We start from the raw sequence: 20,221 nt of genomic DNA, 5'->3' as shown, positions 1-20,221 counted from the left end.
TTGTTTTAAGAAGATTATTTGTTGCGAAGATACAAAAAGAGAATAAAAAAAATTATTTCATCACTGATGAAAACCAAAAAAGGCTGTCGTTTCTGATATCCTTTACGCTATTGCTCTCCTTATTAACTGAAGCTGCAGCCAAAACCATCTTTGCGTATACATAACCATTAGAAAATTTATGCGTTAAATAGTTTGTCTTCTTGAAAGTCGTGCTTGTCAATTTTTTTATTGTTTGCTTTGCTTCCCGTAATTTTACAGCAAGTTAAAAGGAACGGTTGAATATGTTTAAATTTAAGAGAAAGCGTTCTATTAAAAAGCCAAAATTAGTTGGAATATATAATTTTTTGTAATAAACGCGCTCTGTAAAACCACCTAAATCAGCCCACTTTTTGCTGACGATTTATAGGAGGGACCCCCTTCTTTATTCCAAACATGAGGATGTGTCGAATTCTTAAACCCGAGGAGTTTATAACCATTAGGAACAAGGGAATCATATATCTCAACGAAGTTCTTTCCCTGTTCTTTATGTTGAGATCGAATAACATTAAATAACTCCCGCAGGTATTGGGAGCATGGATAAGCCTAAGGGTTGGAAGACCTGAAGAGCACTTTAAACACGAGAAAACAACCACCGGTTGAATAAGTAAAAACCTATATATATATTAAAGCGAGATTTTTACCTTGTTTTTTTTAATTTATGCAATTAATTAGAATCTTTAATTTTTATGAATAATTCAATTTTTAATTCATTCTTGTATGCAAGCATAGTATTTGTTTGAGCTTTTAACAAAAACACTATTAATAACTCTAAAAAAATCTAGTCAGGGATTCATATATGCGATTAAAAAAATCGATAATTATAGTTTTTTACGCATCAATTTATAATAATACCAAAATTATTTTTACTTTTACTCCACTAACCATTAAATTTAACCAAATGAGAGTCTATTTACTTATTTTGTCTTTGTTCTTTTGTAGCATAACTTTTGCTCAAACTACAACTTCAGGTTCAGTTACTGACAGTAACGACCAACCTATTTCTGGAGCCAATATTAACATTGTTGGCGATGCCGCAGGAGCAGTTTCCGATGGCGATGGAATATTTACTTTAAACACAACAAAAAAACCACCTTTTACTATAGTAGTAACAAGCATTGGTTTTGAATCTAAAAAAGTTAATGTTACGTCGAACAATCAAAAAGTAAGCGTAAAACTTGCAGACGAACGTACAATGTTGAATGAAATTGTTATCTCTGCGTCCAGAACTCCAGAGAGGGTTTTAGAATCCCCAGTTACCATTGAAAGAATGGGAATGAAGGACATCAGGAAAACCGCATCTCCATCATTTTATGATGGATTGGAAAACTTGAAAGAGGTACAAATGAACACTAGTAGTTTGACTTTTAAGTCCATAAACACTCGTGGTTTTGCAACTATTGCCAACACTCGTTTTATGCAACTAGTTGATGGAATGGATAACTCATCACCACTTTTAAACTTTGTGTTGGGGAATATGATTGGTGTTTCAGAAATTGACGTTCAAAGTGTAGAGTTATTACCTGGAGCATCTTCTGCATTATATGGTGCAAATGCCTTTAATGGTATTATGTTTATGAATAGCAAAAGCCCATTTACATATCAAGGAATTTCAACGTATCTTAAGTATGGACAAACCAGTCAAAAAGCAGCAGGAACAAATGATTTTCATGATTTTGGAATAAGACTGGCACATGCCTTCAGCCCAAAATTTGCCGCAAAAGCTAACTTTACTTATATGAAGGGAACGGATTGGTATGCCACAAATTATAACGACAGAACTCGTCCAGGTGTAACAAGAAGTGATAAAAATTACGATGGTTTAAATGTTTATGGTGATGAGGTAAGCACAAACATTTATAATGTAGGACAAGCTATGATTGCAAATGGTGCTTGGGCTGCAAATGGATTGCCAGCGGGTCTTGCTGCCGCTTTGCCAAGAGAAAATGTGTCACGAACGGGATACAACGAAACGGATTTAACAGACAATAAAGCAAGTAATACAAAAATAGATTTCTCACTTCATTACCGTCCTTTTGGAGATGAAAATTTAGAAGTTATTTGGCAAAGTAAATTTGGATATGGAAACGCGGTTTACCAAGGCGCAAACAGATATTATCTAAACAACTTTTTTATGCAACAACATAAAATAGAAGTTAAAGGGAAAAACTTTTTTGTAAGAGGCTATACCACTACCGAAGATGGAGGAGATTCTTATGACATGCTCTTTACGGGAATTAACGTAAATAGAGTTTGGAAACCAGACGCAGTTTGGTTCGGAACATATGCAGCAAACTACGCAGGAGTATATGGAAATCCAGCAAGTCCATTATATGGTAATGCAGCAGCATCTAATGCATATGCTAGAGGAAAAGCGGATGTGGGTAGATTAATCCCCGGAACCCCTGCTTTTCAAACTGCTTTCGACCAAGTAACTTCTGAGGCTAGTGTATTGTCAGGATCAAAACTGGTAGATAATTCTAAAGTATATCATTCTGATGCTAATTATAATTTTAAAGACATCATTAAATTTGCCGAGATTCAAATAGGGGGTTCTTATAGAGAATACCAACTAAATTCTCATGGAAGAATTTACACCGACGCTAGTGGGCCAATTAAATACAATGAAAAAGGAGCTTACGCTCAATTGCAAAAAAAATTCATGGACGACAGATTAAAATTTACCGGATCTATTCGTTATGACAAAGCTTTAAATTTTGACGCTAATTATTCTCCAAGAATATCATTTGTGTATTCAGCAGGGAAAAGCAAAAAAAATAACTTTAGAGCATCTTATCAAACAGGATTTAGAAATCCAGCGACACAAGAGCAATACATTGGGTTCAATGTTGGATCCGCAATACTTTTAGGATCTGCGCCAGATAACCTATTAAGATACACCGAAACCTTGCCGGTTTCAGCTGGATTAGGACAAGTTTTTGCAGGTGGAGCAACAAAACTCATCAATGGCGAAAACGCTTATTACAACTCTTATACAGCAGCATCTGTTGGAGCATTTAGCGCAACAGGGAATGCCGCACTGTTGAAAAGAACAAATGTATCTTTAGTTAAACCGGAGGCAGTGAAAGCTTTTGAGTTAGGATATCGTTCACAAATAGAAAAAATTAGTTTTGATATTAACGGATACTATAATATTTACAATGATTTCATTGGAAACCTTACGGCTGTTGCTCCATTATATGGTAAAACACAAGACGCTCCAGCTCAACCATCGCCAATCGGTGCAAATTTCACAGACCCGGGTGTGCAATCGGTTGTCGCACTTGCAAAAGGAGACTACAGAGCATTTCAATTATACACGAATTCCTCAGTAGAAATAAAATCGTTAGGTTTTGGTATAGGTATTGCTAGAAAAGTGTTAGGAAACTTTGACCTTGGCGCTAACTACAACTATGCTGAATTTATGTTTGATCAATCGGCAGATCCAAGCTTTGAAGCAGGATTTAACACACCAAAACACAAAGTTAAAGCAACTTTCGGTAATGAATCTTTAGTTGAAGACTCGCGAAATAATGTTCTTGGATTTACTGTAAGTGTAAGATGGAATAGCGAATATTTATGGCAAGCTTCAATGGTAGACGGAATGATTGACGCAGCTACCGTTGTTGACGCACAAGTTAATTATGGAATTCCAAAGCTTAAATCAGTTATAAAAATTGGTGCAGCTAATTTGGGTGGAAAAGAATATACTCAAGTATTAGGTGCTGGCGCTATTGGTCAGCAAATATTTGCTTCATGGACCATTAAACCATAAGAAGAATCATTCATAAAATTAAAAAACCATCACGGTAACGTGATGGTTTTTTGTTTTTAAAATAATTTTATTATTCTTTCTTCTACACTTAAACAAAACACCCTCCCATCTCTAATTTTTTATAAAAAAGTGTTGATTTTTATATTTTAAAAAATTACCTTTGCGCACTGAAAACGCATCTAATCCGATTAATTTCGTCCGATTGTGTTTTATAAACCGGAATAGCTATTTAATAAATACACAAGCAATGTCAAGAGTAATAGGAAAAGTTGCCCAAATCATCGGACCAGTAGTCGATGTAGTTTTCAACGGTATAGATGTTGAACTTCCAAAAATTTATGATTCATTAGAAATCACAAAAAAAGACGGAACTTTATTAGTTCTTGAAGTACAATCTCACATTGGTGAAAACACAGTTCGCACCATCTCAATGGATTCAACTGACGGTTTGAGCAGAGGTTCTGAAGTGGCAGGAACAGGAAACCCAATTAAAATGCCAATTGGAGCAGATGTTTACGGACGTTTGTTTAACGTAATTGGCGATGCGATTGACGGCCTCGGAAACTTACCAAAAGATGGCGAAAACGGAATGTCTATTCACCGTCAAGCACCAAGATTTGAAGATTTATCAACTTCATCAGAAGTTTTATTCACAGGGATTAAAGTAATTGATTTGATTGAACCTTACTCAAAAGGAGGAAAAATTGGATTGTTCGGTGGTGCTGGTGTTGGTAAAACAGTTTTGATTCAAGAGTTGATTAACAATATAGCAAAAGGTCACGGTGGACTTTCCGTATTCGCAGGAGTAGGAGAAAGAACACGTGAGGGGAATGACTTACTTCGGGAGATGCTAGAGTCAGGAATTATAAAATACGGTGATGAATTCATGCACTCTATGGAAAATGGAGGATGGGATTTATCTAAAGTAGATATGCCAGGAATGAGAGAGTCAAAAGCTACTTTTGTTTTCGGACAAATGAATGAGCCTCCTGGAGCTCGTGCTCGTGTAGCCTTGTCAGGATTGTCTATTGCAGAATATTTCCGTGATGGCGCAGGTTCAGATCAAGGAAAAGACGTACTTTTCTTTGTTGATAATATCTTCCGTTTTACACAAGCAGGTTCTGAGGTTTCGGCACTTTTGGGTCGTATGCCTTCTGCGGTAGGATACCAACCAACATTAGCAACCGAAATGGGAGCGATGCAAGAACGTATCACCTCTACAAATAAAGGTTCTATTACATCTGTACAAGCGGTTTACGTTCCTGCAGATGATTTAACCGATCCAGCTCCAGCAACTACATTTGCTCACCTTGACGCAACTACAGTATTGTCTCGTAAAATTGCCGAGTTAGGAATTTATCCAGCGGTGGATCCATTGGATTCTACTTCTCGTATTTTAACTCCTCAAATTCTTGGTGACGAGCATTATGACTGCGCACAAAGAGTAAAAGAAATTCTTCAAAAATACAAACAATTGCAAGATATTATCGCGATTTTAGGTATGGAAGAACTTTCTGAAGAAGATAAATTATCAGTTTCTCGCGCAAGACGTGTACAACGTTTCTTGTCACAACCTTTCCACGTAGCAGAACAGTTTACAGGATTAAAAGGAGTTTTGGTTGACATTAAAGACACTATCAAAGGATTTAATATGATCATTGACGGGGAATTAGATCACTTGCCAGAAGCCGCTTTCAATCTTAAAGGTACCATTGAAGACGCTATCGAAGCCGGAGAAAAAATGTTAGCTGAAGTATAATATCCAATGGCTTAAAGCTTAAGGCTTAAAGCATAAAGTATAAAAAATGATTTTAGAAATAGTATCCCCAGAGGCAAAATTATTTTCAGGCGAAGTGACTTCAGTTTCTCTTCCTGGAGTTGTTGGAGATTTCCAAATGTTGAATAATCACGCGCCTATTGTTTCTTTACTTAAAAAAGGGATTGTTCGTATCTCGGCAACTAATTTTAAGTTTAGTAAGGAATCCGAAGGTTTATTTACGAAAGTGAACGATCAGAACTATACTATTGCTATTCAATCTGGAACTATCGAAATGAAAGACAATAAAGTAATTGTTTTAGCCGACTAATTCAATTTCTATATAAAAATCTAAAAGTCATACAGCAATGTGCGACTTTTTTTTTGGAGCTTTTTCCAGCTATACGTTTCAATCTGTTGCTTTTTTAAGAAAAAAAGCAACAGGATTTCCACTGCTATCTGGGCTAAAAATGTAGAAAACAAGAAATTATTCGTCCTTTACAAACTCCATAATATCTCCAGGTTGACATTCCAGAATTTCACAAATCAGTTCCAAAGTCGAAAACCGAATGGCTTTTGCTTTTCCCGTTTTCAAAATAGAAAGGTTAGCCGTAGTAATGCCAATGCGTTCTGCTAATTCATTGGAACGCATCTTTCGCTTAGCAAGCATTACATCTAGGTTTACGATGATTGACATAGTTATATGGTTAGGTCGTTTTCTTTCTTCAGGTTTGTAGCAATTTTGAATATAGTACTAATTACCATAAAAAATAAACCTAGGCTAATGGAGATCAGAAAGGAATCATAACTTCCTAAATCTAAAGTTAAGTAAACTTGTCCTTTTTCTACTATTTTATAAATAAACAGGGACACATTACTAATTAGGGAGGAAATAATAATTAGTTGCCCTATTAAACTAAATGACCGCACTACTTCCTCATTAAAGATTTCTCTTTTCTGAAACAATCCAACTACTTTTCGCAATAAATAAATACTATATAGAAAGAGGTAGCTACCAACCACGTTTACAAAAACAATTGTTTTAGATAAAAAGGTATAAGTTGTAATTTCTTGGCCTTTAATTTTTATAGGAATATCAACAATAGAACCAAATAAATAAAATAGTAAAAAAATTACTGATCCTACTGCCCCAATAATGGTAAAGAACCAAAAGAAATCTAATATTGCTTTTAAAATGTTTAATTTTCTCACTATTTTTAATTTAAATTCGACACAAACATACAAAAATTATTGATAAACAATAATAAAATACTAATAAACAATAATTATTTTCAAAATATTCGTAAATCATTAATATTCGTTTCATCCTTGGTCTGTTTTTTAATCCCATTTTTTCCATAACTTTGATCTTATGAAGTTTCCACAAAACCTTTCCGCCAAACTCGAAATCCGAAAGCAAAACAACGCCTTGCGAAAATTGCCTGAGTCAAATCATTTAATCGATTTTGCCTCCAATGATTACATTGGATTTTCAAAAAATAAAGCGATTTTCGAGGAAACACATCAATATTTAATCACAAATGATATTCTCCAAAACGGCGCAACCGGTTCCCGATTATTATCCGGAAACCACAAAGTGTATCAAGAAGCTGAAAATTTTATAGCACAATTCCATCAATCGGAAAGCGCACTGATTTTTAATTCCGGTTACGATGCCAATATGGGGTTTTTCAGTTCCGTTCCACAAAAAGGAGATTTGATTTTGTATGATGAACTGTGTCACGCATCTATTCGCGACGGAATCCAACTTTCGAATGCCAAAGCGTATAAGTTTAAACACAATGATTTTGAAAACTTAGAAAAACTCATAGAACGAAGTCAGAATGAACTTGCCGAAATTTACATCGTTACAGAAAGTGTTTTTTCGATGGACGGCGACACACCAAATCTCGAAGAACTCGCACAGCTTTCCGAGAAATACAGTTGTCATTTGGTAATAGATGAAGCACACTCTCTTGGAGTTTTTGGTTCAAATGGCGAAGGATTAGTTCAAATGCTAGGATTACAAGACCAAGTTTTTGCCCGAATAATGACTTTCGGAAAAGGATTAGGTTGTCACGGAGCAGCAATTGTAGGAAGTCAAGAATTAAAAGACTATATCGTCAATTTTGCCCGAAGTTTTATTTACACGACTGGACTTTCGCCACATTCCATTGCTACTATTTTGATAGCATACCAACATTTGGAATCAGAAAAACAAACTATTAATAAACTAAGAGATAATATAATTCATTTCAACCAAGAAAAGAATCTGTTGGGATTGAAACCTATGTTTGTCCGAAGCAAGTCAGCTATTCAAAGTGCTATAATTCCCGGAAATCAAAACGTAAAATCAATCGCCAAACAAATTCAAGAAAAAGGTTTTGATGTCAAGGCTATTTTATCACCAACAGTTCCCGAAGGACAGGAACGACTAAGGTTTTGTATTCATAGTTACAATACAAAAGAAGAAATCTCGGAAGTGTTGGGATTGTTGAGTACCTTTGTTTTTTAGTTCATAACACCAAACCCTGACAGGGTTAAATATTCACCCAATGAAACTATTTATAACAGGAATTTCTACCGACGTAGGCAAAACGATTGCCTCCGCCATAATTGTCGAAGCACTCGAAGCCGATTATTGGAAACCCATTCAAGCGGGCGATTTGGATAATTCCGACAGTCATAAAATCAAAAGCTATATTTCAAACAACAACACGGTTATTCACGAAAACAGTTATAAACTCAATACGCCCGCTAGTCCACATCTTGCTGCAGCACGCGACGGAATCACCATCGATTTAAAAAAAATCACAGAACCAAAAACAAAAAATAATCTAGTCATAGAAGGCGCTGGGGGTATTTTTGTTCCGTTAAACGAAAAGGATTGCGTCATTGATTTAATTCAATCCAATTATAAAGTGATTGTGGTTTCTAGGCATTATTTGGGGAGTATAAATCACACTTTGCTTACCATCGAAGCGTTAAAAACCCGAAAAATAAAAATAGCTGGAATTATATTTAGTGGCGATAAAAACGAATCTTCTGAAGCGATAATTCTGAATAAAACAGGAGTTAAATGCATTGGAAAAATTGAACAAGAACCTTATTTTGATCAAACCGTAATCAAGGAATACGCCGATTCATTTCGGGATAATCTATTGGAACTTTAATAGCAATGACAATTTCAAAAAATCAATTTCAATCAAGAATCTGAAATCAAATGAATTTATCCGAAAGAGACCAAAAACACCTTTGGCATCCCTACACCCAACATAAAACATCGAGTCCGCCCATTGCCATAATAAAAGGGGAAGGAGCATTGCTTTGGGATGATTCGAATAAGGAATATATTGATGCCATTGCCTCTTGGTGGGTCAATCCTTACGGACATTCCAATAAATTCATTGCCGACGCGATTTACAAACAATTGACTACTTTAGAACACGTTTTATTTGGGGGATTTACACACGAGCCAGCCGTAGTTTTATCTGAAAAACTAATGGAAATCATGCCTAAAAATCAACAAAAAATATTTTTCTCCGATAATGGTTCAACGGCGGTTGAGGTGGCAATAAAAGTGGCGTTACAATATTTTTTCAATAAAGGAGAAAAGAAAACAACCATAATTGCTTTCGAAAATGCTTTTCACGGAGATACTTTTGCAGCCATGGCAGCAAGTGGAATCTCCTTTTTTACCGAAGCTTTTCAAGGAATGTTGATTGATGTAATTCGGATTCCCGTGCCAACAAAAGGGAAAGAACAAGCAAGTTTTAACGCTTTGGCGGAAGCCATAAAAATCAATAATTGTGCAGGATTTATCTTTGAACCTTTAGTTCAGGGAGCTGCTGGAATGATAATGTACCAACCTCAATCGTTAGATGAATTAATTAAAATTTGCCGAAAAAACAAGGTGCTCACCATTGCCGATGAAGTGATGACGGGTTTTGGAAAAACAGGAAAAACTTTTGCTTGCGAGTATCTTACTGAAAAACCGGATATGATGTGTTTGTCGAAAGCCTTGACAGGTGGTACTATCCCGATGTCGATTACTACATTTACTCAGGAAATTTTTGATACCTTTTATGATGACGATATTAATAAAGCATTGTTTCACGGACATACTTTTACGGCAAATCCAACGGGTTGTGCTGCAGCATTGGCGAGTTTAGAATTATTGCAAACTCAAGAAATGCAAGACAATATTGCTCGAATAAATAAAAACCATTTAGCCTTCCAAAAACACATCGAATCTCACCCAAAAATAAAAACAACACGTGTTCTCGGAGTGATTTTTGCTTTAGAAATCAAAATAGATTCTGCTGAAAGTTACTATGGAACAATGCGAAATACACTGTATGATTTCTTTATCGAAAACGGAGTTGTTTTGCGCCCTGTGGGTAATATTGTTTACATTTTGCCTCCTTATGTGATTTCCGACGTACAATTGCAAAAAGTGTATGAAGTGGTCGAAAAAGCTTTGGAAATAGTTTAGTTTTGACCACAAAATTTATTAAGAAGTCACTAAGAGCACAACGAAACTTAAATGATATTATAGTACTTATGTGTTTAAAAAAACATTTTTTATTCCTCTATATTAGTGTTATCTGTGTGTCGTTTTTATAGTGTTTAAAATTAAATTTTTTAATTTCATTGTGGTCTTCGTGCTTAAATAGTTGCCATTTTCGCAAAAACTTCCCGACCTTTGACTCAAAATAAAAACAGCCTTGCCACAAACCATCTCCATAACAGCCATTGCTTCCATTTCTCCTTTAGGAAATAATCCAAAAACGATTTGGGAAAACTATTTAAATACGAAGCATTGTTTCACCGAACATTTTTTAGACCATAAACAAACACTTGTTGCCAAATTGGACGATAATTCAAGTAAAGAGATTGAGATATTAAAGAAATCGGATAGCAAGTACAAATTTTTGGACAAAACGGTTTTGTATGCAATGTTGGCTTCACGAAAAGCCATACAAAATGCAGGTTGGACACGAAACGATGTGTTCGGAATTAACATAGGTTCTTCCCGGGGTGCTACGGCGTTATTTGAAAAACATTATCAGGAATATCTTGAAACAGGCAAAGCACAAACTTTAGCATCACCTACGACGACTTTGGGAAATATTTCTTCTTGGGTGGCTCACGATTTGCAAAGTTCTGGTCCTGAAATATCGCACTCCATTACTTGTTCGACCGCTTTGCACGCCTTGTTAAATGGTGTGGCTTGGCTTCGTGCAGGAATGGCTAACAAGTTCCTAGTTGGAGGAAGCGAAGCCCCTTTGACTGATTTCACGATTGCCCAAATGCGCGCTTTGAAAATTTATTCGAATAGTGAAGAAGAGTATCCTTGCCAAGCTTTCGATTTAGAAAAAAAGCAAAACACCTTAATTCTTGGCGAAGGAGCTGCGGTCTGTTGTTTGGAAATTGGAAGAAAGGAAAATGCCATAGCTTTTATTGAAGACATTGGTTATGCTACAGAAATTCTAGAACATAACATTTCTATTTCGGCAGAAGCGACTTGTTTTCAAAAATCTATGAAAATGGCTTTGGAAAACACTGATTTATCCAAAGTTGATGTCATTGTAATGCACGCACCCGGTACAAAAGCAGGGGATTTAACCGAATATAAAGCAATCCAAAAAGTATTTAGGGATGATTTGCCGATGCTTACCACCAACAAATGGAAAATTGGTCACACCTTTGGCGCTTCCGGAATGTTGAGTATCGAAATGGCAATTTTAATGATGCAACATCAGGAGTTTATTGGAGTTCCCTTTACCAAAGCTAAAAATTCTAGAAAACAAATTCGAAAAGTGCTAGTAAACTCGGTTGGTTTTGGCGGAAATGCGGTGAGTGTTTTGTTGAGTGTTTAACTACAAATCACCCGTTTTTTGGCCACGGATTTATACGGATAAAACGAATTTTACTGATTTTTAAAATGAAAAATTTGTGAGATTTGTTCCTTTTTTTTGCTCTCCGTGTTTAAACTTAAATTCCCTTATTTGATTTATATGTTTAAAATATAAAACTGTGCCAGTCCGTTTCATCCGTTTTGTTCTAATTTTGCCTTTAGACCTAGGTCGCTAACTCCTTCACTTTGTCGTAAACAAGATTGCTTTCAAAGCCCCGCCGAAGCATATAGTCACAAAACTTTTTCTTCTTTTTCAGCACATTCGATTCTCGGATGGTTTCCCAATGTCGCTCGGCAAGGGCGTGAAAAGTTGCTGCGTATTCCTCGGGGGTGATTTCCTTTAGGGCTCTATTAATAAGCGTTTGTGAAATTTTTTTAAATTTTAATTCGCTGACAATCCTGATTTTCCCCCAATGCTTGATACGGTGTTTTCCTCTGGCAAAACTACAGGCAAAACGTTCTTCGTTGAGGAAATTGGAGGTGATAAGATGCACCATAATGATATCTATTTCTTCTGAATCCATCTTCATGCTTCGTAATTTAGAAATCACTTCCTCATGGCAACGTTCCTGATATCCACAGAAATATTCTGTCTTTTGTATGGCTTCTTTTATGGAAAAAACGTCTTTCACAGTGAATTTGTGTTGGGAGAGCCAATTTTTATCTATTATTCTTCAGGTCCGTTGATTTTAAAAACTATTCTAAAATAAATCAATTTAAAGAGAAAATTATAAATAAAAACCACTATTTGCCTTTCGAGGTGGCTTCTAAGTTTCTTTCGATCTTGTGTCCTGGTCTTGACCATTTTGGTTTTTCACCCAGTGAAGTAAACTTAGAATCTACCGCTTCAACAGTTTCGCGTTGGTATACTTTAGCAAATGGTTGTTGGTTTTTTAGTCCTAGAATTTCGAACATTTTCACATCCTCGTTTACGTCATTATTAGGTGTTGTAAGTAATTTATCTCCCGAAAATATAGAATTGGCACCAGCCAAAAAGCACATTGCCTGCCCTTCGCGACTCATATTTATTCTTCCTGCCGAAAGACGCACTTGTGTTTTAGGCATTATAATTCGAGTTGTCGCCACCATTCGAATCATTTCCCATATTTCTACCAGTTTTTCCTGTTCGAGCGGCGTTCCTTCAACAGGAACTAAAGCGTTTATCGGAACGGATTCAGGCTGCGGATCCAAAGTAGAAAGCGCCACAAGCATTCCGGCTCGGTCTTCGATACTTTCGCCCATCCCGATAATTCCGCCGCTGCAAACGGTAATGTTTGTTTTTCTAACATTCTTGATAGTTTCCAATCGGTCTTCGAAACCGCGAGTCGAAATCACTTCTTTATAATATTCTTCGGAGGTATCGATATTGTGGTTGTAGGCATACAAACCGGCTTCAGCTAATCGTTGTGCTTGGTTTTCGGTAATCATTCCGAGCGTGCAACACACTTCCATATCCATTTTATTGATGGTACGTACCATTTCCAATACTTGATCAAATTCAGCACCGTCTTTTACATTTCTCCAAGCCGCTCCCATACAAACACGTGACGAACCACTTGATTTTGCTTGTTCTGCTTGTTCTTTGACTTCGCTTACGGTCATCAAATCATTCGTCTTAATTGATGTATGGTATCTTTTTGCTTGCGGGCAATACCCACAATCTTCAGAGCAACCACCAGTTTTAATTGACAATAAAGTAGATACTTGAACCACATTTGGATCGTGGTTTTCCCTGTGTATAGTGGCTGCTTCGTAAAGCAAATCCATCAAGGGCTTGGTATATATTGCTATAATTTCGTCTTTATTCCAATTGTGTTTTGCGATGCTCATCTATTTGATATTTTGATGCACCAAAAGTAGTTAAATTGTTCCAATCAAACAAAGTTGTGGTATTGAAAAAAGTAAAGAAACAATGGCGTTTTTTATCAACTCATGAAAACAATGGTCGTTGTTATTAAAGATTTTTGATATAATCTAAAGCTAAATTTTTGTCTTTTTCCAATTGTTTTTTTAGTAAGTCAACAGAATCAAATTTTTGTTCAGGGCGAAGGCGCTTGAGTATCGAAACACTTATTTTTTGGTCATACAAATCAGTATCAAATTCAAAATAATGAACTTCAATAGACAACCTTTCTCCGGCTACAGTTGGATTAAATCCAATGTTCATCATTCCATAAACGGTTTCCTGGTTGACACTGCTTTTCACAATATAAACACCATTTTGAGGAATGAGTTTGTAGTTTTCCTGAATTTGTAAGTTGGCGGTAGGAAACCCAATGGTTCTTCCTAATTGGCCTCCCTTGATTACAGTCCCGGTTATAAAATAGTCATAACCTAGATATTCATTGGCCAAAGCCATATTTCCTTCGATCAAGGCTCTCCTGATTTTGGTTGAGCTTATAGAAACAGCATTCACTTCCTGAACCGAAATCTGCTCCACTTCAAAACCATATTGTTTTCCAAAACCAATAAGGTCGTCAATATTTGCCGTTCGGTTTCTTCCGAAGCGATGATCGTGACCAATAATTATTTTTTGGATATGAAATTTATCTACAAGAATATTTTTTACAAATTCCTGAGCTGTTAATCTTGAAAAACTTTCGTCAAAAGGATGAATGACTAGATTTTGGACCCCTGTTTTTTCTAATAAATCTATTTTTTCAGCAATGGTATTGAGTAGTTTTATCTCAGATCGTCCTTGCAAAACCATTCGAGGATGTGGAAAAAAGGTAAGTACGAGGCTTTCATATTCTCCTTTTTCGATATTTTTGGTTACTTTTTCCAAAATCTTACTGTGACCAACATGCACACCATCAAATGTACCCAGGGTGAGTATTGTTTTTTGTGTGGATTGGAAATCGTTTATAGAATGAAAAATCTTCAAAGTAGTTGTTTTCTGAATGTTGCAAATTTATGTTAATAATAACAAAAAAAAAAGAGGATTGAAATAAATCAATCCTCTTAAAAGCTTTTTGCTGCAAAACTATTCTTTTATAAACCGCAGCGTTTTCTTCTGATCTTCTTTTGTAATGGTAACAAAATAAATTCCATTGCTTAAAACCGAAGTGTTTAATGACAAATCAGCTTCTTTTGAAACCTTTGTTTGGCTGATGATTTGTCCAACATCATTGTAAATCGTAAAACTATTTGGTAAACCAAAATCACTTGGAATCCGAATATTTAAAGTGCCTTTTGTAGGGTTTGGATAAAGATAAATATCGTTTGATGTTTCAAAGGCTTTATTTCCAAGGGTGTTAGTGGTGAAATGGCGATTATCTATAACGCCATAGGATGCTCCTGAAGCAACTAAAACCGATCCATCGGTAGATTTAATGTTGTAAAAACCCTCACCTCCAAAACAACAAATCCCGTCACCTTGAGAATCAAAAATTGAAAATGTATAACACTGGTTATTAGCTAACGTCCAATTTTGAGTTATTTCCGTGGGTAAAGGGAAATTTTCACTATGCTTGCCCTCATAAGGTCCGCCGTTGTATTTAATAGCGCCAGTTGCATCTTTTATTTGCCAAGTAATTTCATCTCCCCAGAAATCTTGCTGTAAAGTAAAAACATAATTAGTAAAGGTGTAATTCACAGGCGAGAACACTTCACTATCTGAGTTGTTACTAACTCTCTGGTCTGTTGTTTCATTTGTTGTGACTATACTAGTATTCAATATGCCAAAAGAGTCGGTATTTAGCAATGTTATAATTGTAGTTTGATTTGGAGCCAAAGAACCTGTCCACGTATGGCTTTGATTCATTCCTCCAGCGATGGAATAATCTATAGTTGCTGATGTTAATGTAGCGGTTCCCCTATTAGCTAAGAGGACTTTTTTATTTGTTGCAACAGGTATTGTTGCACAGTCTGAAATAGTGGCTAATGAATAATCTTTTTCAATTTGCACTTCAGCATCATTTGCAAATAAAGGAATTGGGTTGCCTTTAATGGAAGTTTTTAAGGAATTTCTTCTTGGAGAATTAGTCATAACAGTCTCTATCCTTTCTTTTTGATTTAGGGTAAAAATATTCATACACTGATCCGTGGTGTAATCCATATAATTCTCCACCATATCAATTCCTGCTGCAGTGCAAGTGTCATAAGCATTGTCACAATCATAATTTTCCCATCCTACTTGCGGGGTGTCTTCGCAGTAATCTGTTGCTGTACAATCTGGAGAATTAGTGTCTTGATCGCCATTTCCGTCACCCCAAATATGTCTTAAGCCAAGAAAATGGCCTACTTCATGAGACATTGTTCTTCCTTTATCGTAAGGTGCTGCCAATAAAAATGTCCCGCCAAGATCAGTACTCCCAAAAACATCAAAACTAGAAACCACACCATCTGTAGTTGACGCTCCATTTGATGAGCTAAGACCTGAAAGACCCGATGAATCTGGAAATTGCGCAAAACCCAAAAGGGTATTGTCAGAAAATTTGAGGCTCCACATATTCATATATTGAGTTGAATCCCAAATAGTAGCGGGTTTTACAATAGCATCAACATCAACAGCAGACCAAGAGGATTGACCCATATTCACATGATTAATTCCGTTTGTGGGGTTTCCGTTTGGATCTACTTTTGCAAGAACGAATTCAATTTCTACATCAGCGCCTACGGGATCAGAATTGTAACCTGGTGTGTCTAATTTTTTTCTAAAATCTTGATTCAAAACAGTAATCTGCGACTCTACCTGCGCATCAGTAATATTTGACGCAGTTCCAATGGCTTCACCGTTGTGTATCACGTGAACTACAACAGGAATGGTTATAATTACTATAGGCATCGCTGTTTTTGAGCTAGTTCGCAGGGCTTTGTGTTTAGCAACTAATGGCGAAAGCCAAGCCTCAAATTGAGCTTCTTTTAATCTCTTTGGGTTGTTTTCTTGAAGAAATTGTTCGTACTCTACTGTTGCACATCGAATGATTCCATTCTTTGGATTAATAGATGATTTTTTAACCTCTTTTCCAAATAAAGTTTTAGGGGTAGTGTTTTTAACTTGACTATAGGTGAAGCCAAGAATAAACAAGCAGAGGATCAAAAAGATTTTTTGAATAGAATTTTGGTTAGATATTTTCATAAAAATAATATATTCATCAAAGTTAAGAATTTTAGCAAATGCAAAATAAAAATTTAGCAAATAGCTGTTTCAGAATTATTTATACAGTACATAAAGTAACTATAACAAGGGTGATTTTTTTATTTTCCGTTAAAACTGGTCATTGTGTTTTCTAATCCTACAGTTCCAAAGGATTTTATGATATCGTGGGCGAGCTCTAGGCGCTCCTGAAGTTTTGTTTTTTCATCTTCATCCCATTCGCCCAAAACATAATCTACTTGCCTCCCCTTTTTGAATTCGTCGCTAATGCCAAATCTAAAACGGGTATAGTTTGTTGTATTCAGGATTAAGTTGATATTTTTTAGTCCGTTGTGTCCGCCGTCGCTTCCTTTTGGCTTGATGCGAATTGTTCCAAAAGACAGGTTCAAATCATCAGCAATTACCAATATGTTTTCTTGTGAAATATTTTCTTTGTCCATCCAGTATTTCACTGCTTTTCCGCTTAAATTCATATAGGTGTTGGGTTTTAATAGCAAAAAAGTTCGGCCTTTAAATTTATATTCGGCAAGCGAACCCAATTTCACGGCTTCGAAGTTGATCGCTTCTTTTTTGGCAAAGAAATCGACGATTTTAAAACCAATGTTGTGTCTAGTGTTGACATACTCAGCACCTATATTACCAAGACCAACTATTAAATATTTATTACTCACGCTTTTTATATTGTTTTTTTGGTGTTCGTGAACCTCCGGGTTCATACAATCTGTATTGTCTTCTGTTTTTGTTGATGAAAACAGGCTTTTTATCCATTTTATCATTTCACAAAAGTAAACTTAATTTTTTAATTTAAAGTTTACCACCTTCATTAGGCTGTAAATTTCGAGCAATGTTGTTTTAAAAAAGAGTGTTTCTCGCTAGCCCCGATGGAAGGGAAAATCCCGTGTTGTTGTGAGGTATAAACAATAACGCGGATTGGAATGACAGCGGGAGCAATAACGCTTAAAGACAAAAGTGGCTGTGCTCCATAAAACAAAAAAAGCACCAGTTTTACAACTGATGCTTTTTTGAATTCTTTAAAAAAAATTATTTTTTCTTTTTCGCTGCAGGAGCTTTCGCTGCTTTTGCTGCTTCTTGAGCTGCTTTCATAGCCGCACGAGAAATTCTTACTTGACAAACAACAGTGTTGTCTGGGTGAATTAATTTGTATTTTTCAGAAACAAGTTTCGTAACATACAATTTATTTCCCATTTCAAGTCCAGAAATGTTAGCCTCAATAAAATCTGGAAGATTTTTTGGCAACGCTTTAACTTTTAATCTACGAGTGTTTAATCGTAAATCACCCCCTAATAATACACCTGGAGATACGCCAGTAATTTTTACCGGAACTTCCATAGTGATTTCTTTGTCGTCAAATAACTGAAAGAAGTCAATATGTAAAATTTTATCAGACACTGGGTGAACCTGAATGTCTTGTAAAACAGCATTGAATGATGGTTTTCCTTCGCCAAGTTCAATCACAACCGTGTGTGCGTTTGGAGTGTAAACCAAGGTTTTGAATGCTCTTTCGTCTGCTGAAAAATGCACTGGTTGATTTCCTCCGTATAACACGCAAGGAACCGCTCCAGCATTACGTAAGGCTTTAGTCGCAACTTTGCCTACGCTTTCTCTTTCTGATCCTTTAATTGTAATCGATTTCATTGTAAAAAAAATATAGTTAATAAATAATAAATTACTTTTTATTTAGACTTTTTAATGTCTAAAACACAAAACGAGATTACATCAAAAACTTCCCGCTAATAGAATTGTTGTGGTGTACCATATGCATAACTTCGGCAAAAAGAGGCGCACAACTCACCACTCTTATTTTGTTTGATTCTTTCTTTAACGGAATAGAGTCAGTGACAATTAACTCTAGCAATTTCGAGTTTTCAATTTTTTCGTAAGCATCTCCAGATAAAATAGCGTGTGTACAAATTGCTCTTACGCTCAATGCTCCTTTTTCTATCATTAAATCTGCGGCTTTCGCCAAAGTGCCTCCGGTGTCAATCATATCATCTACCAAAATCACATTTCTGCCCCTCACTTCACCAATCAATTCCATTGTGTCGATAACATTAGCTTCTTTTCTCTGTTTGTAGCAAATTACCACATCCGATTTTAGAAACTTTGAATACGCATAAGCTCTCTTAGAACCCCCCATATCTGGTGATGCGATTGTCAAATTGTCCAGATTCAAACTTTTTACATAAGGCAAAAATATTGTTGATGCAAATAGGTGATCTACTGGTTTTTCAAAGAATCCTTGAATTTGGTCTGCATGCAAATCCATTGTCATTATTCTTGTTGCTCCGGCAGTTTCCAGCAATTTTGCTGTCAATTTTGCTCCAATCGGAACTCTTGGCTTGTCTTTTCTGTCTTGTCTTGCCCAACCAAAGTAGGGGATTACAGCTGTAATATGTCTTGCCGAAGCTCGTTTTGCTGCGTCTATCATAAGTAACAATTCCATCAAATTATCTGAATTTGGAAAAGTGGAACAAACAATAAATACACGCAAGCCCCTAATCGACTCTTCATAAGATGGCTGAAACTCTCCATCACTGTATTTTGACATTGTAACCTTGCCTAATGGAATTCCATATTCGTTGGAAATCTTTTCTGCGAGGTAAACACTTTGTGAACACGCAAAAATTTTAGCTTCTGGCTCTAAGTGTAACATTTAATTTGTTGTTTTTATTCCGCTACGCTCCATACAATTCGACTTCGATTTTTGTCTTAGCCAGATGATGCATGCGCCTCGGGTGTAGTTAGTTGCTGTGTGTCGTTTTACCGAGGTGCAAATTTAAGAATAAAATCGAACTCTGAAAGGAAAATTTTAAGTATTTTTAATAGTGGAATTAATATTATTTTTTACATTTGCACCGTGTTAAAGGAAAAGACGTTTAGCTACCACTAAATATCTCTTTATTGCGTTGGAATAACTGTCGTTATTTCATGTCTGCTAAGCCCGGATGGCGGAATTGGTAGACGCGCTGGTCTCAAACACCTGTGGGAAACCGTGCCGGTTCGACTCCGGCTCCGGGTACATTAAAAGTCTGTAATTGTATTGTTAATCAATACATTACGGACTTTTTTTATTGTAGTTGCCAAACCATTGCCAAACTATTTGAAAAATACTTCTAAATTTTTGAATTGAAATAGCTTGAGAGTTATTATTTTAGAATATAAGTTAATCACTTTGCGATTCTTCCGATTTGTTCAAATATAAATGTTTGTTGTTATTGTCAACTACAACAATTTCAAATTCTCTAATATCCTCTTTGGGTTTCTCTATTGGCTCGGGTGCTAATTTAGGTAATACGAAAGGCATCAATTTTATTACCAATTCTAAACGCTCTTTGGGTTGGAGTACGCAAAGCAAGGATTCAATATTTATCAACTCATTATTGATTACCTCTTTTAATACCGCTCTTATCTCTTTTGTGGTCTTGTTTTCTGTTCCCGCAGTTCTTCCTCCCGTTTTTATTCCAATTGCCATTTTATCTATTTTTGTCTATTATAGATATAACGTGAAATTCTTGCTATTTTGCATAATAAAAAAAGGTACCATTAGGCGCCTTAAGTTGAGGTTGTGTTTATTAATTATTCATTTTTTATTTCTGTTACCGATAATGTAATTGC

At 35.9% G+C, this 20,221-nt stretch carries 18 protein-coding genes and 1 tRNA gene; 8 read left to right on the top strand and 11 right to left on the bottom strand.

The features are described 5' to 3' along the window. Positions 1-52: 52 nt before the first annotated feature. Entirely contained in the window at positions 53-220 is a 168-nt protein-coding gene (locus tag AABM59_RS06605; RefSeq protein ID WP_338408189.1) for a hypothetical protein, read from the bottom strand. A gap of 717 nt (positions 221-937) precedes the next feature. On the opposite strand from AABM59_RS06605, the gene AABM59_RS06600 reads away from it, so the two are divergent. From AABM59_RS06600 to AABM59_RS06590, 3 genes are all read left to right on the top strand, one after another. Next, on the top strand, positions 938-3,811 hold the full coding sequence (locus AABM59_RS06600; protein ID WP_338408188.1) for a TonB-dependent receptor: 2,874 nt from the start codon (positions 938-940) through the stop codon (positions 3,809-3,811). Between the two features lie 247 nt (positions 3,812-4,058). Beyond that, complete coding sequence (gene atpD / locus AABM59_RS06595) at positions 4,059-5,570, top strand: F0F1 ATP synthase subunit beta (RefSeq protein WP_338408187.1); 1,512 nt, start codon at positions 4,059-4,061, stop codon at positions 5,568-5,570. Between the two features lie 46 nt (positions 5,571-5,616). Beyond that, positions 5,617-5,898 carry a F0F1 ATP synthase subunit epsilon gene (locus tag AABM59_RS06590; protein WP_338408186.1) on the top strand — a complete coding sequence of 94 codons (282 nt, stop codon included), beginning with the start codon at positions 5,617-5,619 and terminating at the stop codon, positions 5,896-5,898. A gap of 156 nt (positions 5,899-6,054) precedes the next feature. Here AABM59_RS06590 and AABM59_RS06585 read toward each other — a convergent pair whose 3' ends face one another. Together AABM59_RS06585 and AABM59_RS06580 are read right to left on the bottom strand one after the other, a co-directional pair. Beyond that, positions 6,055-6,264, bottom strand: coding sequence for a helix-turn-helix transcriptional regulator (locus AABM59_RS06585; protein ID WP_338408185.1), 210 nt, complete (start codon positions 6,262-6,264; stop codon positions 6,055-6,057). A 2-nt stretch (positions 6,265-6,266) separates the two neighbouring features. Further along, complete coding sequence (locus tag AABM59_RS06580) at positions 6,267-6,779, bottom strand: DUF2975 domain-containing protein (protein WP_338408184.1); 513 nt, start codon at positions 6,777-6,779, stop codon at positions 6,267-6,269. Between the two features lie 160 nt (positions 6,780-6,939). On the opposite strand from AABM59_RS06580, the gene AABM59_RS06575 reads away from it, so the two are divergent. The 4 genes from AABM59_RS06575 (at position 6,940) to AABM59_RS06560 (ending at position 11,449) form a co-directional block, all read left to right on the top strand. Further along, complete coding sequence (locus AABM59_RS06575) at positions 6,940-8,082, top strand: pyridoxal phosphate-dependent aminotransferase family protein (RefSeq protein ID WP_338408183.1); 1,143 nt, start codon at positions 6,940-6,942, stop codon at positions 8,080-8,082. A 40-nt stretch (positions 8,083-8,122) separates the two neighbouring features. Then, complete coding sequence (gene bioD / locus AABM59_RS06570; RefSeq protein ID WP_338408182.1) at positions 8,123-8,740, top strand: dethiobiotin synthase; 618 nt, start codon at positions 8,123-8,125, stop codon at positions 8,738-8,740. 50 nt (positions 8,741-8,790) lie between these two features. Further along, a complete protein-coding gene (gene bioA / locus AABM59_RS06565) occupies positions 8,791-10,062 on the top strand; it encodes an adenosylmethionine--8-amino-7-oxononanoate transaminase (RefSeq protein WP_338408181.1) in 1,272 nt (423 codons plus the stop codon). 232 nt (positions 10,063-10,294) lie between these two features. Then, a complete protein-coding gene (locus tag AABM59_RS06560; RefSeq protein WP_338408180.1) occupies positions 10,295-11,449 on the top strand; it encodes a beta-ketoacyl synthase N-terminal-like domain-containing protein in 1,155 nt (384 codons plus the stop codon). 202 nt (positions 11,450-11,651) lie between these two features. On the opposite strand, the gene AABM59_RS06555 is transcribed toward AABM59_RS06560, so the two are convergent. The 7 genes from AABM59_RS06555 to AABM59_RS06525 all read right to left on the bottom strand — a co-directional run bounded on the left by AABM59_RS06555 (position 11,652) and on the right by AABM59_RS06525 (position 19,259). Next, positions 11,652-12,119: a regulatory protein RecX gene (locus AABM59_RS06555; RefSeq protein ID WP_338408179.1), complete on the bottom strand. Its 468-nt coding sequence runs from the start codon at positions 12,117-12,119 to the stop codon at positions 11,652-11,654. A gap of 112 nt (positions 12,120-12,231) precedes the next feature. Next, positions 12,232-13,317 (bottom strand): biotin synthase BioB, encoded by a 1,086-nt coding sequence (gene bioB / locus AABM59_RS06550; protein ID WP_338408178.1) that lies wholly within the window; start codon positions 13,315-13,317, stop codon positions 12,232-12,234. A gap of 124 nt (positions 13,318-13,441) precedes the next feature. Further along, entirely contained in the window at positions 13,442-14,371 is a 930-nt protein-coding gene (locus tag AABM59_RS06545; RefSeq protein ID WP_338408177.1) for a bifunctional riboflavin kinase/FAD synthetase, read from the bottom strand. Between the two features lie 99 nt (positions 14,372-14,470). Beyond that, entirely contained in the window at positions 14,471-16,567 is a 2,097-nt protein-coding gene (locus AABM59_RS06540; RefSeq protein ID WP_338408176.1) for a T9SS type A sorting domain-containing protein, read from the bottom strand. A 119-nt stretch (positions 16,568-16,686) separates the two neighbouring features. Next, the gene (gene pth, locus AABM59_RS06535) at positions 16,687-17,361 is read right to left on the bottom strand and encodes an aminoacyl-tRNA hydrolase (protein ID WP_338408175.1); all 675 of its coding nucleotides are present in this window, start codon (positions 17,359-17,361) and stop codon (positions 16,687-16,689) included. A gap of 265 nt (positions 17,362-17,626) precedes the next feature. After that, complete coding sequence (locus tag AABM59_RS06530; protein WP_338408174.1) at positions 17,627-18,241, bottom strand: 50S ribosomal protein L25/general stress protein Ctc; 615 nt, start codon at positions 18,239-18,241, stop codon at positions 17,627-17,629. A 76-nt stretch (positions 18,242-18,317) separates the two neighbouring features. Further along, positions 18,318-19,259, bottom strand: a complete 942-nt coding sequence (locus tag AABM59_RS06525) for a ribose-phosphate pyrophosphokinase (RefSeq protein WP_338408173.1) — start codon at positions 19,257-19,259, stop codon at positions 18,318-18,320. A 286-nt stretch (positions 19,260-19,545) separates the two neighbouring features. On the opposite strand from AABM59_RS06525, the gene AABM59_RS06520 reads away from it, so the two are divergent. Continuing rightward, positions 19,546-19,625 (top strand) — tRNA-Leu (locus tag AABM59_RS06520). 144 nt (positions 19,626-19,769) lie between these two features. Here AABM59_RS06520 and AABM59_RS06515 read toward each other — a convergent pair. Beyond that, positions 19,770-20,078 (bottom strand): hypothetical protein, encoded by a 309-nt coding sequence (locus AABM59_RS06515; protein ID WP_338408172.1) that lies wholly within the window; start codon positions 20,076-20,078, stop codon positions 19,770-19,772. Positions 20,079-20,221 lie beyond the last annotated feature (143 nt).

This window comes from uncultured Flavobacterium sp., from assembly GCF_963925185.1.
GTDB lineage: Bacteria > Bacteroidota > Bacteroidia > Flavobacteriales > Flavobacteriaceae > Flavobacterium.
This window is presented reverse-complemented; position numbering and strand designations above follow the sequence as displayed.

What these genes read in the sequence shown, in the direction of transcription:
- bioD (WP_338408182.1), top strand. Translation starts at nt 8,123, where the DNA reads ATGAAACTATTTATAACAGGAATTTCTACCGACGTAGGCAAAACGATT.
- AABM59_RS06515 (WP_338408172.1), bottom strand. Translation starts at nt 20,078, where the DNA reads ATGGCAATTGGAATAAAAACGGGAGGAAGAACTGCGGGAACAGAAAAC.
- bioB (WP_338408178.1), bottom strand. Translation starts at nt 13,317, where the DNA reads ATGAGCATCGCAAAACACAATTGGAATAAAGACGAAATTATAGCAATA.
- bioA (WP_338408181.1), top strand. Translation starts at nt 8,791, where the DNA reads ATGAATTTATCCGAAAGAGACCAAAAACACCTTTGGCATCCCTACACC.
- pth (WP_338408175.1), bottom strand. Translation starts at nt 17,361, where the DNA reads ATGATAAAATGGATAAAAAGCCTGTTTTCATCAACAAAAACAGAAGAC.
- AABM59_RS06590 (WP_338408186.1), top strand. Translation starts at nt 5,617, where the DNA reads ATGATTTTAGAAATAGTATCCCCAGAGGCAAAATTATTTTCAGGCGAA.
- AABM59_RS06575 (WP_338408183.1), top strand. Translation starts at nt 6,940, where the DNA reads ATGAAGTTTCCACAAAACCTTTCCGCCAAACTCGAAATCCGAAAGCAA.
- AABM59_RS06530 (WP_338408174.1), bottom strand. Translation starts at nt 18,241, where the DNA reads ATGAAATCGATTACAATTAAAGGATCAGAAAGAGAAAGCGTAGGCAAA.
- AABM59_RS06525 (WP_338408173.1), bottom strand. Translation starts at nt 19,259, where the DNA reads ATGTTACACTTAGAGCCAGAAGCTAAAATTTTTGCGTGTTCACAAAGT.
- AABM59_RS06540 (WP_338408176.1), bottom strand. Translation starts at nt 16,567, where the DNA reads ATGAAAATATCTAACCAAAATTCTATTCAAAAAATCTTTTTGATCCTC.
- AABM59_RS06600 (WP_338408188.1), top strand. Translation starts at nt 938, where the DNA reads ATGAGAGTCTATTTACTTATTTTGTCTTTGTTCTTTTGTAGCATAACT.
- atpD (WP_338408187.1), top strand. Translation starts at nt 4,059, where the DNA reads ATGTCAAGAGTAATAGGAAAAGTTGCCCAAATCATCGGACCAGTAGTC.
- AABM59_RS06585 (WP_338408185.1), bottom strand. Translation starts at nt 6,264, where the DNA reads ATGTCAATCATCGTAAACCTAGATGTAATGCTTGCTAAGCGAAAGATG.